This is a genomic window from Leptospira venezuelensis (genome assembly GCF_002150035.1).
GTDB classification, from domain to species: Bacteria; Spirochaetota; Leptospiria; order Leptospirales; family Leptospiraceae; genus Leptospira_B; species Leptospira_B venezuelensis.
Genome location: NZ_NETS01000008.1, coordinates 460,762 through 475,960 on the forward strand (window position 1 = coordinate 460,762; position 15,199 = coordinate 475,960).

Here is a 15,199-nt window from a genome sequence, read left to right on the forward strand (position 1 = left end):
GTTCAAAGTCTTAATTTGTGATATTATCACTCACACGAGGGATCAAAATAGTATATTATAAAATTTTAATTATATATCAAACCTTACATTCTAACACTGTTCAGTGAGAGGCCACTCATTGTAATATTACGGATGTTCAATATAGATAGAATTATTTTATAAGCCGAATATAATTGAAAATTGACTTCGAAATTCCAATCATCATGCTTTGACTCGAAGAGAATATAGAAATCTACTTCAATAGAGAGTGGAGTTAATTTAAAAATGAACATTCGAAACTTTTGGAAAATCCTAAGCGGGACTTTCCTAATCGTGGGAGCGTCTACGCTTTCGGCGCAAAGCCAAACGCAAATGTTTTCCAGACCCGGAGTAATTGGTGACTCCTTAAGCCAGGGTTTTTATGGCGCAACCGTAGAAGAAAAAACTCAGAACTGGGCTTACCCAGTTTTAGTATCCAAACAAGCTGGTTCGAACGTTTCGTATAACGTATTAAAAGGACCTTACTTAAACTTCGAAGATGTACTTAAAGGTGATTGTGGGGTATTCTGCATCGCTGCTTCCATCATTGGTGGAAACGGATCTACTGTTGGACTTCCAACACATGCAGGGATCACCGGAGCTGATTACACTACGGTTCTTCAAACTTCCGGCCAGTGTGAAAATATTAATGCAACTACCTGGGCTAAACAATGGTATTGGGAAACTTGGTATTGGTATACTTATCGCTGGGTGCAAGTTCCAGATTGTCAATCTCCGGATAAATTCCATCAATTCGGTTTGAGAAGCTCCGGAACCCAAATGCAAGTAATGCAAGCAGTAAAACCTAGCTTCTTATTTGGAACTGCGGCAGCAAATCATGTTCTCTGTACTGCTCTGAGTACTTCTACAGATTGTTTAGACCAAGCAAGATTTTTGAGAGATATCCGTTCTACCATGTCTAAAATGGCTGCTATCGGATCTATCAAAGGTGGAGTTCTATTCACTGTTCCTAATGTGACTTCGATCGCATTTTTGGAGAATTATAACGATCCTCAAGGAAGAGTAAATTATTCCGGTCTAAAAGCATTTTTCCGTTCTTCAGTCTCAGATCCTTCTCAAGTTCTGGATAAGAATGAAGTAGCAACAATTAGCAACTTCTTAACTTCTATAAATAATGAAGTGAAGGCTCAGGCAGTGGCTATGGGATTTGCATTAGCGGATCTTAAAGTTCTTTTCGACGACTTAAAAGAAAATGGTCGTTTGATCAAAAGCCCTTCCGGCTATAGTCCAGGTTATGCAAAAGCAAACTGGCCCCTTCCTGGCCAACCTGGTATTTTCGGATTGGACGGTGTGCATCCGAATATGTATGGTCACTCAGTTTTTGCAAACGAGCTAATCAAAGCGATCAATTCCAAATACGGGTATTCTATTCCGCAAGTGAGCGAATACACTGCTTGGTATTATGATTCTTTAAATCGTAATCCGGTTGACTTGAAAAAATTCCTGACAGACACTTTGTTCGGTCAGTTTATATCTTGGGTCATCGGAATTTTCGTTTAAGAGCTGACGGCTCGAAACCCGAAACAAAATTTCCCGCTCGTAAAGGGCGGGAAATAGTCTGTCAATTTTCCTAATTCAAATTTCCTATTTATCATAATGCAATTTTTTCGTTCTTATTGGCCCTGGATCTCTGGCGCAGTTATTTTTATCATTTGTATCTTATTTATATTTTGGCCCGAAAGAAAAACGAATTCTCCTAGTCTAGGAGAAGAAGCTTCTGAAATAGTAGATCGAAAATATGGAAACAGTAGCTTAGAATTCCCGGATGCTCCCCACCCTTTCGAAGAAGATCCTGACCTAGAAGGCCCTGCTAAAAGACTTTGGCCAGCAGCCTTTAAAGAAAAGAAATCAGAAGAAGAAAGAGAAAAAATCCGAGAAGAATGGATCGATTTTGCCGCAAGATACCCTAAAAATATTTATATCCCAAGTGAATTCCGCCCTCAGCTTACCTCTGAAGAGGAGAAAAAAGCAAGAGAGCAATTGGATAAGGTTACTTCCGCTGAATCAAAGTTTGCTTTGTCGAGAAATGAAGGTAGATATGCTCAACCAGGATCCGTTCCCACTCGGCCTAGTGATCCAAATGTAAGTCCGGAAGAACAAAAGGCTTACTTCTCCTATAAAATTTCAGAATTAGAATCAAGGATACAGTTAGTTCAATACGCGATCCAACAAGGCAGAATGGAAACATCTCAGATCCCTCAAGCAAATTCCGATATTGCGGCTTGGCAGAAGGAACTGTTACAATTAAAACAAGCTTCTGAATCGGTGCCTAGATAATGTTTATGAAACTCAAAGTATATTCTATTTTCATGATATTCCTCAGATCGCTTATGCTCGGAGCGGTAGTTTTTAGTTTGAATTTTGGATGTTTTGGTCCCCCTCGTCCGGACCTTCTCCCCGAAGTTCAGGAAGAAGAAATCCCAAGCCTAGAACAAATTGTATCTGATCTAAAAAGCCAGAATCCAAGAACGAGGGCCCAGGCAATTTTAGAATTGGCCTCCAGAAATGAGAGAAAATACATCCCTACTGCTCGAGAATGGATGAGATCTTCTGAAAAGATTACAATAGGCCCAGCAATCTTAGCATTAGGCATTTGGAAAGATAGATCCTCACTTCCTGAAATATTAAACTTTTTAGATCCTAAATCGGGTGTCGATATAGGAACAGTTTTAGAATCAATTGCAAGAATGGAAGACTCTCAGGCAGGAAACCGTGTTTCTACTCTTTTAAACCATGAAGATGCAAGCATCCGATTATTGGCAGTGGATACTTTGGTTCGAATCAATGCTAAACAATCCGGAAAAATTATCCTAGCCTCCGCTAAAGTAAATAAAGATCCGGACAAGGCCAAAACGTTTGCAATGGCTTTAGGAAAGCTGAATATTTTTGAAGCGGAAGACTATCTTATAAATCTTGCTTCTCATTCCGAACCTGGACCCACCTTAGCAGCAACCTACTTAGCTCTTGGAAAAATCAGAAGTATAAAGTCTATTCCACTTTTAGTAAAAGCAATACAATCAAACTTCGATAAGGGAAGAGAAAATTCTTCTATTGCACTTATAGAGATTAAAGATCATAAAATTCTACCTTTGGTCCTCCCTATTTTAGAAAACCAAGATAGAGAAATCCGGTATAGAGCCGCAGATGTTCTAATTGGAATTCCAGATCCTGAGTTTTCTCCCCGTATTTTAGAAGTTTTGATCAAGGGTACAAATATAGCGAAGGCGCCAGCTTCTCATACTTTAGGTCGTATTAAATTTTTAAAAGCTAGAGCTGAGATAGAAAGAACATTATTAGACCCTAATATTCCAGATAGAGAGATTATTGCTCAGTCCTTAGGATATTTGGGCGATAAAAAAAGTATTCCAGTGCTTATAAAAATCCTAAAAGAAGATCAAACAGAAGCAAAATATGGAGCAGTCTGGGCATTAGGAGCCATAGGCTCAGAAGAAGGTCTTCCATATGTGGAAGAAGCTTGCAAATCTAAGGATCAAAAATTGGCCAAAATCGCATCCGAAAGTTTAGGCATGATCGCTTCTCCTAAATCTCTGACACTCTTGGATAAGAAGACAGAAGATTTTCCTGATCTAGCCCCAATCACTCTCGCAGCGATCACCTCTATTCCTGGAGAGGATTCTCGCAAAATTTTAGAAAAATATGCAGAAAGCGAGAATATTAATCTTCACCAAGTAGCGGTTTCTCAATTAGGAGCTAAGAAAGATCCTGCAAGTGTTCCTGTCTTAATTAAATTACTTCAAGAGGATTCCACATCTCGAAATAGGAAATTGCTTATTTCTGCGTTGAAATCTGTTACGGGATTGAAGTTCATTTCAAAGAACGAATGGATCAATTGGTATACTTTAAATTTTTCTAAAAAACATCCGTAAGTTTTATAAAAGTAAGTAATTTCGTCCGAAAACTTCTTAGCTAAAAATCCAAGACTTTTCGGACGAATAGAGAAAATAAAAATTACCCGTTGCAAGAAGACATGAAATACAAGATGACCGCAATTAAAGGAGGAAGTCCTTGGATGATCGCTGCCCTTGCCATCGCTGGCCTAGAAACTAATAATACAAGTCCTGCGCCAAAAACGGAGAGGCAAGAGAATGCCAAGATAGCAGGAGCATAACCGGGATGAATTTCGAAAAAGATCGCTCCGTATAGTGCACCGGCCGCAAGAAATAAATTATAAAATCCTTGGTTTAAAAAGACACCTTTCATCGCTTCTGCTAATTTTGTGTCCGTTACTCCGAATCTTCTGTGAATACGAGGACGCATCCATAATACACTTTCCATAATGAAGATCCAAACATGTAATAAGCCGACGATGGCTGCTAAAATCCTTGCTGCTAATATCATTCCAATCTCTCCCAGGATATAAATCCTTGGGAGTTTTAATTCAGTATTCTTTTTTGTAAAGAGGAATCTTTGTTAAATCTTTCACAAGTAATCCTGATAATTTCAGAAAAACCAACCGCCTTTATTAAATAGGGAGAATAACACAATTTCAAAGATATTTCCTATTAATTATCTATAGTTTAATAGAAATTGTTTTACATTTTCATCTTTACAAAGTTATCCAAATTTAATGCAATTGGTTCGGTATAATGAAAATTTAAAGTTTTTACTTTATAATATTTCTATATGCAAAATATTTAAAACACGCTCTTTTTACACCAATGGCATTCAGACTAAACCTACATAATCCAATTTTAATCGTCGAAGATCAGGTAGAAAATAGAGATCTTATCGCAAGATTAGCCAAAAGTTTCGGCGTAGATGCAGATACTGCTCCAGACGGAAAGATAGGCTGCGAGATGGCGGAGTCAAAGGAATATTCTCTGTATTTGGTTGATCTCGAAATGCCAGTTATGAACGGATTTGATTTTATCAATAAAATAAAAGAAAAGAAACCTGACTCCCTATTTATCGTTATTTCCGGGAATGAAATTCCTGAAATTATCATCAAGGTGATGAAATTGGGCATATTCGATTATCTCATTAAACCAATCGACAGAGAAAGATTATACCAAGTGCTGGATAGGATTTCGGAATTTGTACGTTTAAAAGAAAGCGAAAGGATTCTGATACAGGAAAACGAAGAACGTCTAAAGGCTCAACTAAATTGGATCTTATACAAACAATCATGGCTTACCGATTTGGAAAAAAATATAGATCTTTCCAAGAGCACACTCAATAATCTAAAACAAAGTTTTTTTAGCGGAGGAGGTTTCGGAGCAATAGTAAGCATAGTAGAAATGCTTCAAGCAAGTGCCAAAAAAGAAGAATCATCTTATATTTTTTCTTCCGACATAGTAGAATTACTTTTTGAGAATATATATTATACCAAAAAAGGGCTTCATTCTCTCGAAAAAAGTTTAGAGATACTCAACAAAAACTTTCAAGACTCTCTCCAAAAAACAAATAGCGAGCAGATCCACGGATTATTAGAAAAATCCAGATTAAAGTTAGAAAACTCTAATCTAAAATATAAGAAAAAGAAGAATGTACTAATTCCTCAGATTTCACTTCCCACAAATGGATATTATATAGATGCGGATACGGATTCGCTCAGCAGGATATTTACAGAACTATTAATTAATGCTTTTAAATATTCTTCTAAAAATTCGGTCATAAACATATATATCTCCGCTTCAGGAGGATATTTGAATATCAGCATGAAAAACGAATTTGATCCACAATCAATTCCAGGGATTCCGAAAAATAAAGAGCTACTAGTCAAACAACCATTCTATCGACTCGCCGGTTTTGTGGATGAAAATCTGGAAGGAGAAGAATATTTTACCGGTTTAGGATTGACGATTGTGGACTTTGTAATAAAAAAACATGGCGGGATTTTCTCTATACATAATGTTATCGATCATTCTCTTGGAGAAAAACCTGTCGAAGTGGTACTTGCCACAGTTTCATTGCCTATCGTAGATTGATGTTCGAAACCACAAATCTGATCCAGTATCTAAAAGCCGCTACTATCGCTCAGCTGGGCTTTCTAATCTTAAACTTTTTGGTCCGAGTAAAGCTCAGCACTCGAAGCATTCTTGGAAGTTTATTCATTTCTTCTTTGATCGCTTATTTCATTTGTCCTTGGTTAGATCATTCTTCACACATATTCGTTCTGATACTTGTCCACACAGGGTGCTTTTCAGTTTCTATTCTATTTTATCTATTTGTATCCAGCTTATTCGAAGACGGTTTCAGGCTGAAAATTTGGCACGGAGTATTATTTCTTGCTCTGAATATATTTTGTTTTTATGTTTTTATAATTTCGAACATCAGAAACCAAGAATCCATCTTCGCTAAAGTTCTATTTAGTATGCCTCAGGTATTTTATCTTGGACTTATCTTACTTACCTTAGGAAGAGTTTTAAAGGATAAGAATATAGATTTATTAGAGTCCAGAAGAGAATTTAGGGTCGTCTTCTCCTGGGTTACGGGGCTTTACAGTATGTCTGTCGTATTGATGGAAGTAATCACCAAGGACGCTGGGTATTCCGCACAATTAGATCTGATCAATTCTTCTTTCATATTTGTTTTGGTATTTTTTATCTCATTTAGAATCTTTCAATTTAGGGAGAATGTATTTCCGAATGAAGAAATACAAAAGGAAGAAGTAGCTGAAGATCCTTTAGATGAAGGTCTTCTCGAAAAATTAGATTCTCTCTTAAAAGACCAAAAGATATTTCTAAAAGAAAATCTAACTATATTAGCTTTGGCCAAACAGTTAAACGTTCCAGAAAAAAAAGTCCGTAGGCTAATCAATAAGGGACTGGGATACAGAAACTTCAATGAATTCCTAAATCATTACCGAATACAGGAAGCAAAGTTTATACTCTCGAATCCTGACAAAAACGATTTCCAAGTGCTTAGGGTTGCAATGGATTTAGGCTATGGTTCCTTAGCACCTTTCAATCGAGCTTTCAAAGAAATAGTTGGAATGACCCCAAGCGATTTCAGAAAACAAAGTAATACTGTAAAATAGCCGATCGAATCCGGAATCGATCAGATATTGTCCGAAATCCATCGGATTCAAATCGGAAAAAATGTTTAAATGATCCATCAAATCCTACACAGGAGCAAAGGATCAAACATGTGCTTTCACAAACAATTATTTCAATACATGATGGATTTGGTTCCCCAAATCCCAATCATATTCTTAATAGATTTTCTAAGATATTTTCTATTCGCCGGATTGGCTTTTTTAGTGTTTTATATTTGGAAACATCCGTTTCAATCTAGAAAAATCCAAGAGAAGAATGCAAAACCATCTCAATTTAAAAAAGAATTTTTATATTCTGTTTCTTCCGTAATCGTTTACACATCGGTAACTCTGATCGTATTCTTATTTAGGAAATACGGTTACTTCAAATTCTACGAACGTATAGAAGACCATGGCTGGGGATATCTGATCTTAAGCACAATATTGATCTTAGGAATCCAAGATTTCTACTTCTATTGGACACATAGATTAATGCACACTCGTTTATTTTATAAAAGAGTGCATAAAGTGCATCATGATTCAGTTACTCCTTCTCCCTGGACGGCATATTCTTTCAGTCCTTGGGAGGCATTGATCCACTCTTTGATCATGCCAATTGTGGCGTTAATATTTCCAATCCATCCTCTGGCTTTGATGATCTTTATGACCTTTCAAATTATTCGAAACGTCTTAGGTCATAGCGGTTATGAAATATTTCCGAGCTGGATGGGGACGAATAAGTTACTAAAACTAGTGAACTCAAATACCAACCATGATATGCACCACCAAAGTTTCCGTTATAATTACGGACTTTATACAACTGTTTGGGACTATTTATTCGGAACAGTACATCCGGATTACGAGAAAACTTTCGCAGAATTAACTTCTAAAAAACCCGAAGAAAGGAAATTACAAGAGAGTATAAGCTAATACTAATAACCAGAAATCGATCCGCGTCCGAAGCCAGGCGCGGATCATCCAATATATGTTTACTTCTTCCCATCATGGAAATCCTAAAAATATTTTATCTGGATCTATACAATTTCAGGCAACGAATATAGAGGAGAGAATCCTCCACCAGGAGTTCTGAAATTAGTAGTCTGACCTTGGTATAAACGACTAGCTAAAAGCAAAACTTTGTCATCGTAGATATACGCCCTTATATCCATTTTCAATTCTCTTTCTTCTCCAGAAATGGAAGTAACCCTTACAGAAGGCGGCACGAATTCCTGACTTATATATTCTCCATTCAAAATCTCGGAAAATTTAGTTTTAGTAAGTTTTCCACCGTAATAGGCGGCCTTACTTCCAAAACCTTCCTTAGGCTTAAAAAATATACGTTTTCTATTTTCCCAAAGTTTATCTGCATTTTCTAAATTTACTATGTTGGTAGAAGGGATAGACTTACTTAGAATTTCCGAATCTTTTTTATCGAGTCCTGCTTTTATAAGAAAATCTTGATCCGACAAAAGAGACAAATTTGATTTTCGGGCATAAAGTTCGTAGTCAAAAGGACTTGGAGTTAGTATTACATTTCCGTTTTCCCATGATTGACGGATTTTCAAATTCGGATCTCCCGAAAGATGAAAGTCGGTTAATCTATTATAGATTAGATCAATCTTACTCCCTTCAAAGAAGAGATCATTTCCGACTAAGATGATCTGACTAGGATCCAAAATTTCTGAGCGAATCCCTTTGGACCTAAACAAATCACGAAACAACAAGAATTCAGGATATAAAAACTGTTCGGATGGATTTTCATCTACGATTGCGATAAAGTTCGGTTGCCCCTCACGATTGTTTGCCATCCACTCTTGAATAAATATAGAATAGAATTTTTCTTCAAGATCCAGTAAGGCTTTTGCATTTGGCATCGCAATATCTACTGCCTTACAACATCTGATCTGTGCTTCCAAAAGTTTTAATTGTAAATAAGCTCCACCAGCATTCGTATTTACCTCTATAAGCTTAGGGCCTTCTTTTGTCTGATGGAAATCCAAACTTAAAAATACCCCACCAGTAATGTTCCTTGTACGATTTTCGCCGTTATAATTATTCAGGATCTTTTCTCGAACATTAGGTAATTTCAATGCTTTTCGAATGGAATATAGTATTTCCTGAATTGCTTCCTTATCCTTTTCATCGATAAACGAAGGAGTTTCGGAATAGAAATGTTCGATCCCTTTGGTTTTTATTTCAGAAACCGGAAATTTATGTATTTCTTCCTCCAAATACTCTTTGTTCAAAGTAGAGCAAGAGCATTTTTCGTTCAATATTTCCGCCAGGGTAGTTTCCATCTAAAATCCGCCTTACTACATTAGACATTAGTCAGCGCAAAAGGATCGGATTAGCCTGATTTTTTACACACTTAATAAATGGAAATTCCCAATCTAAATACTTGTTTAATCATTTGAAGAATTGGAATTTGATCATTCTATGTTTATCGTGTTGAGACCTATCAGCTGATTACAAAATTTCAATTAGATCAATAGATTCTTATTCGGGGACTTTAGAATAGTTTGCTGTCCAGGTAGCCTCACGGAAATTTACTTCCTAAGAAAGACCGTGCAAACTATATATTTCAAAGATACGAATGAAAAACCCAAATGTTATTCCGAAGGCGATTCAATTAAGATAAAACAATTTAGAGATATAGGTATTCCCACTAAGTATGTAGAAAGTTGGAAGGGTGCAATTTCAATCGGGCAATAAAAATTTTAAATATAGAATTTCTTAAATAAGGAAATGATTTATAGTGCCCATCATCCTGAAGAAATCAGTCTTATTCAAGAGGTCGATACTGAAATGGCTTATTTTCCATATCTTGTGAAAACCTAGCTCCATTATCTATAATGTCTCTTACTTCAGATTTATCCTTAGAAGAAATTTTCACAACTATATCCTTTGATACTATGTTAAAGTTCATCAATATTTTTCCCGAAGAGAGAACCATTCTGCAATTGCTACCTTTAGCACATATCAAAGAAACGTCTCCCTGCTCGACTGCATAATCAGCAAAATTAAAATAAATATTATATTTTGAATCAGATCTTTTCGTAAGAATTAAGTACATTGTAGAATCACCATACTCATTCTTATCGATTCTAAAATATAAACCGGAGAGGTCTGAATTATTTACATGAGTTACCGAAGTTGGCCGCTTTGCTTGAGTCGAATTAGGAACTGATATTATTAAAAAGATCAGTATAATTATTCTCTGAATAGGTAGATTCATCAGCAACCGCCACCCGCACCTCTGAATACTGAAATCACTCTATCCTGCTCTAAACTATAGATACTGTACCACCACCATTCGTAGCCAGAAGTTACAGTAAATATTTCCAAAATTCCATTATTATCTAAATCAGTGATAGCAAAGACAGTCTCGCGATCAGGAACATCCCTCTTTCCGCCCATAGAGTCGGTATAATAAAGGTTTTCGATTCTATTCTCTATAATTTTATCTATCCGAAATATTTGTAAATGACCGCTTTTATCTGGGTACTCAACCGTTTGTGTGGATATTGCATATTCAAAACCATTATGTTTAATACTTTTATATATACATTTATCACCCGAAACGCAGACAAAATTTCTTCCTGTGAATTCGCTCGGATTCTTCTCTTTAATTTTCGAAGAAGATAGTTCCTTTATGGCTTTAATTATAGATTGATTAGTTATATCTGTTACTTCAAATGAAGGCTTTGATATATCATCTATCCCAAGGAGAATTAAATCTTTCGAAGTTGGTTTTACTCCGTCGTAAATCCCCGAGAAATAATGCCCCTCCCAACATCCTGGCTCAGGTTCTTTAGTATAATCTGTCGCGAATTTTGCCCCCTTTATTTCACCTAAGCGACTCTGATTCGAAGAGATCACTAGTCCAGAATCAACTGGCATTTTTTTGGGGACTCTACTGATAACCTTTGACTTGATATAGTCATAGGTAGACGGTTCTCTTGGTACTCCATCTTGTAAAATGGATAAGACGGTTGCATTTAACTTTCCTTTTTCCAATTGTTCTGCGATACCAATTAATCCCGACTTCTTCTGGCCAAACAATAAACTTACATACTGACGAGAAACATATCCAATATTTCCATTTTCTGTTTTTACTTTGTACCAATAAATCGGCACTAATACATCTATATTCGGATATTTTTCTCTCGTTGTCATCATAGAAGAATCAAGAATCTCGAGACCAAGTCCGTTATTCATCACTTCTATAATAGGTTGATTTATCCCAGGATTGGCTCTAAGATTTACATCCGAACCGGATACTGCGTAAACGTATTGAAAGGGTTTCTTAACCAATTTTGTCGTTTTATCACAATGTAATATGCTTATCACCGAAAAAGCGAAGAGCATTAAGAGTATCAAATGGCTATTTTTAGAAAATCTCATAATTGATGGAGTTATTTAAGTGTAAAGAAAAGAGTATTGGAAAAATGAACTAATCCATACTAAACCTAATCTCTTTACCAGTATTATTACGAATATATACGGTTTTACTTTGTATATGCAATCTTCTATTTTCTTTGATTTCATGATCAACAATTTCCTGAAAATGTTCCGGGAAGTTACTAAATCTATAAAATTCACTACCTCCAGTTTCAAACGTAGTCAAGTCTTCAAAATCATAACTATTTTTTCTTTCTTTAAAATTACCGAGTCCAAGTAATTTCATACTCCCTTTATTCAGTATGACAAGCTTCTCTTCTAATTTTAAGCCAGGAGTATTAGCTTCGCATTTATTTTTGATTTTATTCAAGTCGCCGCCCTCCAATTGAAGAAATTTATAAAAATAGATATATAAAAGATCCTCACTCCAAAGATATTCGCCAATCAGAGCTCTTTCTTTTTTTATACAAACTGCTGGATCAATAATATAAATGGCAGTGCCATTTTTAGAAAACGCAAATGTATCTCCAGATCTGAGATCATTTACTCCAATTTTTTTCCAAACTCCAACCATTTCCACTGGGTAACGGGGAGCATCGTAATTAATTTCTTTCTTTTTATAACAAAATAAAGAAAGAAACGAAAAGATTATAATGAAAAGTTTATTAAGTTCATTTGGTATCTATCCCCTACATTCCCCAATTTGGCTACCTTTTTACTAGTAAGACAATCAAAGCCATAGACTTTAATACCTTTAAGAGCAGCATATTCATTCAGATATAAAATAGAGTTTTGAGGTTGAATATAAGAGTAACTAGCTATGAAGGAATATTTCAAACTCCTTTGTACGGCTTCTGCAACTTGATTGTTTACGGAATCCTTGGACCATCTATTTCTAGCCCAAACATTTCTTTTATTATCAACAGCCCTAGCTGAGTGGTTTATACTTTTTGAATTCGGGAAATATCTTTCTAAGTAAGGAAAACCACTATCACTAAAAATCGCTGTCTCCTTAGGTAAATAATCAAAGAAAGGTAATATAGTTTTACCTTGTTGATCTGGAACAGAGTTAAAGATTACTGCACCACCCTTTAGAGCCTGTGTCAAAATCAAAGAGCCTATTTGATATTTCCCCTTAGCTTCTGCTACTGAATCAGAAAGATATATACTTGAAGTCTGCCCTGAATGCTTGAACCTTTTACGAAAACCATTAGCTCTTTGAGAAGCAGAGAATAAAGCTAAAGTATCTGTGTGTAATACTGGTTTATCTTTTATAAAAGGTCCTAAATCGCCTGTTTCTGGCAGAATTTTACCTTTCCAAGCCTTCTTAATCTCTTTAACCATTTCTCCTTTAATAGAAGGAATAAGATCACTTAAGAATATCTGTAATCTTCTCTTTAGAAGCAAACTAGTATTCTTTGATACCCCTAACCTCCTTTGTATCTCTGAAGAAGATAAACCTAATGGAGATCTATATAATGCTTCTATAAATATATAGGAAAAGGTCCATAATGGAATCTTTAAGTGTTCTAAAGGTGTATTTTTAGTTAAAGATACCTGACAGTTACATTGGGAGCATCTAAGTACATTTTCTCTAGTAGAAACACCTTTAGTTAGAGGAATTTTACAAGTAGGACATTGTTTAGGATAACATTTAGTTAGGAGGTTTCTAGTAAGTTCAGTGTAATAGGTAAGATTTAGATTAGGAAAGCGATTGTTGAAGTGGTCTTTAGCAGTAAGAGGTTTTTCTCTAGTGGGTTTACTAGTTGGTAGGTGGTGACGGCGGGGTAATTCTGTGTTTCTTGGAACACTGGGCAAAACTTCGGAACCGAGAACTTTCCATAGGAAGGGTGAGGTTTCGAATGTTTGTGAGTTTTGCCCGTTGTGGAAAGAAGACTCAGAATATGGACTTTTAGAAACCTTCATTTCAGGCATTTTAATGTACTAATCATATTTTTGCTACTTTTTTATGTGGTACATTTGATTTTTAAGATAAGGAATATCAGGAATTAAATCACATTCTTACTTATATCCGAAGTCATGTTAAACAAAGAAGAGCAAGAAGGAAAACTTGGAAATATGAAAACATTTGTGACCCCAGCTTCTGCACAAGAGGATAGCATCACTTCTGCAAGACAAGTTTTCAGTGAATCAGAATCTAAATAAGCATACCTATTGTCACAACTCCTAAGCTCTCGAAACTCATTGTAGTTACTGGAATAGAGATCATCAGATTGGCATTCGTCTCGCAAAAGGGTTGTTTGTCCCTTTAACAGGATATCATTTCTATATTTGGGACCGCAGGATATAGCCTTTACCAGAACTGCATTCTGGTATTCAGAAAGCGCACGGCTTCTTGGGATTTTATAACTAGTTAATTCATCTCTCGCTTTCCAGAGTGGATCTATAATGCAACCATACAATAGGAGAGAGATTCCGATTAAAACAAATTTCATTTATTTAAACGTGATTACTTCTTTGACGAAGAAACATTATATTTAACATCTGCCGCTTGATAATCCCCACCTATTGCGAATGGAGTTAGAGCGGTTATTATTGCTAACCCATCAATATACGAATCATCTAAGACTCGAAATGATATACGATGAATTTCCTTGCTACGAAAAACAAGTCCTCGGCAATTGTATCGAATAAAACTGACACTCCCTTCCAATGCGATGCCTTTTAGCTTACAATTTTCTTTATCTAAGGTTTTATTATATTCATTAGAAAAATACGCTACTGCCCAGGAGCTACGATCATAAGCAGGTCCTTTTGCCCAGAAAATCATTTTACCATAGGAATATCCTCCCTCTGGAAGAACCAAACGCATCGGTTCATTAGTCTTAATTGGATAATAACGAACTACGGGATCAACTTCACAATTTTCTTCTAAGTTCTGCTCATTCCTGCCTAGACAAAACTTAATTAGATTCATTTCATCGTATTCAGGCATTAACGAATTATCTAAACTAATTTCCAGAACGACTTCCCTGCCAGGTGTAATTGAAGGCATTTGTTTTATGTAGGGATCTCTATTACAGGACCAAAATATGAAAAATATCACGATAAAGGATTTCTCGAAGGTCCTCATTTCATACTCCTCTCAATAGCTTCTTTCAAAGGAACTACTGCAAACCCTACGCGGTCGTTGCCTCGATAAATCAATACTTCCATTTCTTCTGGAGAGCCGAATGCTTTATTTATAGAAGGCAGTGATACATTAGTTGTCTTAGATGCCATCGGAGAATTAACATACTCGATATCATTTATTCTAAGAATTAGCGTCAACCCATTGATATCGGTGTCTTTTAGTTTGCTCTGACTTATAACTATTTCTCGATTATAGATCTCATCAAAACTTGGGTTCCATGTCCGAAAGGGAATTGTAAATATGCATTCAAAAAATGCCCCCACGTAAAACCCTAAGCTTAACGAAGCCCTCCCATAACCACGCCCGGTGTATCGTTTAAAAATTTCAGAATATTCAACCTTATAAATCTTTTTAACAGTTTCCTTTTCTAAAACTTTGTCTAAGTTTTCTTCAACTATCCCGCCATCAAAAGACAAATGTAGCATCTTATCTTTAAATTCATACGTGATTTTATACTGCTCTGATGATCTCGTAAACTTTTCAGATTTTAAAATCTCTTTTCTTAATATTTTCTTTCCGGATTCGCTTACGGTCAAGCAACCACTCAATGCGGAAATGATAATGAAGATTCTACCAAGAGCCAAAATTAAAGAAGAAGCTCGAATCAT

Annotated in this window: 15 protein-coding genes; 7 read left to right on the forward strand and 8 right to left on the reverse strand. The window is 35.9% G+C overall.

Translation table 11 applies throughout. The features are described 5' to 3' along the window. Positions 1 to 264: 264 nt before the first annotated feature. The 3 genes from B1C82_RS06260 to B1C82_RS06270 all read left to right on the forward strand — a co-directional run bounded on the left by B1C82_RS06260 (position 265) and on the right by B1C82_RS06270 (position 3,926). Positions 265 to 1,539 carry a hypothetical protein gene (locus B1C82_RS06260; RefSeq protein ID WP_086446734.1) on the forward strand — a complete coding sequence of 425 codons (1,275 nt, stop codon included), beginning with the start codon at positions 265 to 267 and terminating at the stop codon, positions 1,537 to 1,539. Between the two features lie 96 nt (positions 1,540 to 1,635). Then, positions 1,636 to 2,316 (forward strand): hypothetical protein, encoded by a 681-nt coding sequence (locus tag B1C82_RS06265; protein WP_086446735.1) that lies wholly within the window; start codon positions 1,636 to 1,638, stop codon positions 2,314 to 2,316. A gap of 5 nt (positions 2,317 to 2,321) precedes the next feature. After that, positions 2,322 to 3,926 (forward strand): HEAT repeat domain-containing protein, encoded by a 1,605-nt coding sequence (locus B1C82_RS06270; RefSeq protein ID WP_411550353.1) that lies wholly within the window; start codon positions 2,322 to 2,324, stop codon positions 3,924 to 3,926. Between the two features lie 82 nt (positions 3,927 to 4,008). Here the strand turns inward: B1C82_RS06270 and B1C82_RS06275 are convergent, their stop codons facing one another. Further along, positions 4,009 to 4,398, reverse strand: a complete 390-nt coding sequence (locus tag B1C82_RS06275; RefSeq protein ID WP_086446737.1) for a DUF1304 domain-containing protein — start codon at positions 4,396 to 4,398, stop codon at positions 4,009 to 4,011. A 320-nt stretch (positions 4,399 to 4,718) separates the two neighbouring features. Between B1C82_RS06275 and B1C82_RS06280 the strand changes: the two genes are divergently transcribed. The 3 genes from B1C82_RS06280 (at position 4,719) to B1C82_RS06290 (ending at position 7,966) form a co-directional block, all read left to right on the forward strand. Continuing rightward, positions 4,719 to 5,987: an ATP-binding response regulator gene (locus B1C82_RS06280; RefSeq protein WP_086446738.1), complete on the forward strand. Its 1,269-nt coding sequence runs from the start codon at positions 4,719 to 4,721 to the stop codon at positions 5,985 to 5,987. Then, entirely contained in the window at positions 5,987 to 7,039 is a 1,053-nt protein-coding gene (locus B1C82_RS06285; RefSeq protein WP_086446739.1) for a helix-turn-helix domain-containing protein, read from the forward strand. Before B1C82_RS06280 ends, B1C82_RS06285 begins: the two co-directional genes overlap by 1 nt. 108 nt (positions 7,040 to 7,147) lie before the next feature. Next, on the forward strand, positions 7,148 to 7,966 hold the full coding sequence (locus B1C82_RS06290) for a sterol desaturase family protein (protein WP_086446740.1): 819 nt from the start codon (positions 7,148 to 7,150) through the stop codon (positions 7,964 to 7,966). A gap of 104 nt (positions 7,967 to 8,070) precedes the next feature. On the opposite strand, the gene B1C82_RS06295 is transcribed toward B1C82_RS06290, so the two are convergent. The 5 genes from B1C82_RS06295 to B1C82_RS06315 form a co-directional block, all read right to left on the reverse strand. After that, positions 8,071 to 9,333, reverse strand: a complete 1,263-nt coding sequence (locus B1C82_RS06295; RefSeq protein WP_086446741.1) for a circularly permuted ATPgrasp domain protein — start codon at positions 9,331 to 9,333, stop codon at positions 8,071 to 8,073. 485 nt (positions 9,334 to 9,818) lie between these two features. Next, on the reverse strand, positions 9,819 to 10,271 hold the full coding sequence (locus B1C82_RS06300) for a hypothetical protein (protein WP_086446742.1): 453 nt from the start codon (positions 10,269 to 10,271) through the stop codon (positions 9,819 to 9,821). Then, the gene (locus tag B1C82_RS06305; RefSeq protein ID WP_086446743.1) at positions 10,271 to 11,440 is read right to left on the reverse strand and encodes an SH3 domain-containing protein; all 1,170 of its coding nucleotides are present in this window, start codon (positions 11,438 to 11,440) and stop codon (positions 10,271 to 10,273) included. Before B1C82_RS06305 ends, B1C82_RS06300 begins: the two co-directional genes overlap by 1 nt. Before the next feature lie 49 nt (positions 11,441 to 11,489). Continuing rightward, positions 11,490 to 12,011, reverse strand: a complete 522-nt coding sequence (locus B1C82_RS06310; protein ID WP_086446744.1) for a hypothetical protein — start codon at positions 12,009 to 12,011, stop codon at positions 11,490 to 11,492. Positions 12,012 to 12,085: 74 nt separating this feature from the next. Continuing rightward, the gene (locus B1C82_RS06315; RefSeq protein WP_234008494.1) at positions 12,086 to 13,372 is read right to left on the reverse strand and encodes a hypothetical protein; all 1,287 of its coding nucleotides are present in this window, start codon (positions 13,370 to 13,372) and stop codon (positions 12,086 to 12,088) included. A 105-nt stretch (positions 13,373 to 13,477) separates the two neighbouring features. Here B1C82_RS06315 and B1C82_RS20870 point away from each other — a divergent pair, with 105 nt between their 5' ends. After that, positions 13,478 to 13,603 carry a hypothetical protein gene (locus tag B1C82_RS20870; protein ID WP_267890336.1) on the forward strand — a complete coding sequence of 42 codons (126 nt, stop codon included), beginning with the start codon at positions 13,478 to 13,480 and terminating at the stop codon, positions 13,601 to 13,603. A 304-nt stretch (positions 13,604 to 13,907) separates the two neighbouring features. Here B1C82_RS20870 and B1C82_RS06320 read toward each other — a convergent pair whose 3' ends face one another. Further along, positions 13,908 to 14,531 carry a hypothetical protein gene (locus tag B1C82_RS06320; protein ID WP_086446745.1) on the reverse strand — a complete coding sequence of 208 codons (624 nt, stop codon included), beginning with the start codon at positions 14,529 to 14,531 and terminating at the stop codon, positions 13,908 to 13,910. Next, positions 14,528 to 15,199, reverse strand: a complete 672-nt coding sequence (locus tag B1C82_RS06325) for a hypothetical protein (RefSeq protein WP_086446746.1) — start codon at positions 15,197 to 15,199, stop codon at positions 14,528 to 14,530. Before B1C82_RS06325 ends, B1C82_RS06320 begins: the two co-directional genes overlap by 4 nt.

Bases quoted from the DNA above. Each gene is read 5' to 3' on its own strand.
- B1C82_RS06260 (WP_086446734.1), top strand. From the start codon at position 265: ATGAACATTCGAAACTTTTGGAAAATCCTAAGCGGGACTTTCCTAATC.
- B1C82_RS06265 (WP_086446735.1), top strand. From the start codon at position 1,636: ATGCAATTTTTTCGTTCTTATTGGCCCTGGATCTCTGGCGCAGTTATT.
- B1C82_RS06270 (WP_411550353.1), top strand. From the start codon at position 2,322: ATGAAACTCAAAGTATATTCTATTTTCATGATATTCCTCAGATCGCTT.
- B1C82_RS06275 (WP_086446737.1), bottom strand. From the start codon at position 4,398: ATGATATTAGCAGCAAGGATTTTAGCAGCCATCGTCGGCTTATTACAT.
- B1C82_RS06280 (WP_086446738.1), top strand. From the start codon at position 4,719: ATGGCATTCAGACTAAACCTACATAATCCAATTTTAATCGTCGAAGAT.
- B1C82_RS06285 (WP_086446739.1), top strand. From the start codon at position 5,987: ATGTTCGAAACCACAAATCTGATCCAGTATCTAAAAGCCGCTACTATC.
- B1C82_RS06290 (WP_086446740.1), top strand. From the start codon at position 7,148: ATGTGCTTTCACAAACAATTATTTCAATACATGATGGATTTGGTTCCC.
- B1C82_RS06295 (WP_086446741.1), bottom strand. From the start codon at position 9,333: ATGGAAACTACCCTGGCGGAAATATTGAACGAAAAATGCTCTTGCTCT.
- B1C82_RS06300 (WP_086446742.1), bottom strand. From the start codon at position 10,271: ATGAATCTACCTATTCAGAGAATAATTATACTGATCTTTTTAATAATA.
- B1C82_RS06305 (WP_086446743.1), bottom strand. From the start codon at position 11,440: ATGAGATTTTCTAAAAATAGCCATTTGATACTCTTAATGCTCTTCGCT.
- B1C82_RS06310 (WP_086446744.1), bottom strand. From the start codon at position 12,011: ATGGTTGGAGTTTGGAAAAAAATTGGAGTAAATGATCTCAGATCTGGA.
- B1C82_RS06315 (WP_234008494.1), bottom strand. From the start codon at position 13,372: ATGCCTGAAATGAAGGTTTCTAAAAGTCCATATTCTGAGTCTTCTTTC.
- B1C82_RS20870 (WP_267890336.1), top strand. From the start codon at position 13,478: ATGTTAAACAAAGAAGAGCAAGAAGGAAAACTTGGAAATATGAAAACA.
- B1C82_RS06320 (WP_086446745.1), bottom strand. From the start codon at position 14,531: ATGAGGACCTTCGAGAAATCCTTTATCGTGATATTTTTCATATTTTGG.
- B1C82_RS06325 (WP_086446746.1), bottom strand. From the start codon at position 15,199: ATGATTCGAGCTTCTTCTTTAATTTTGGCTCTTGGTAGAATCTTCATT.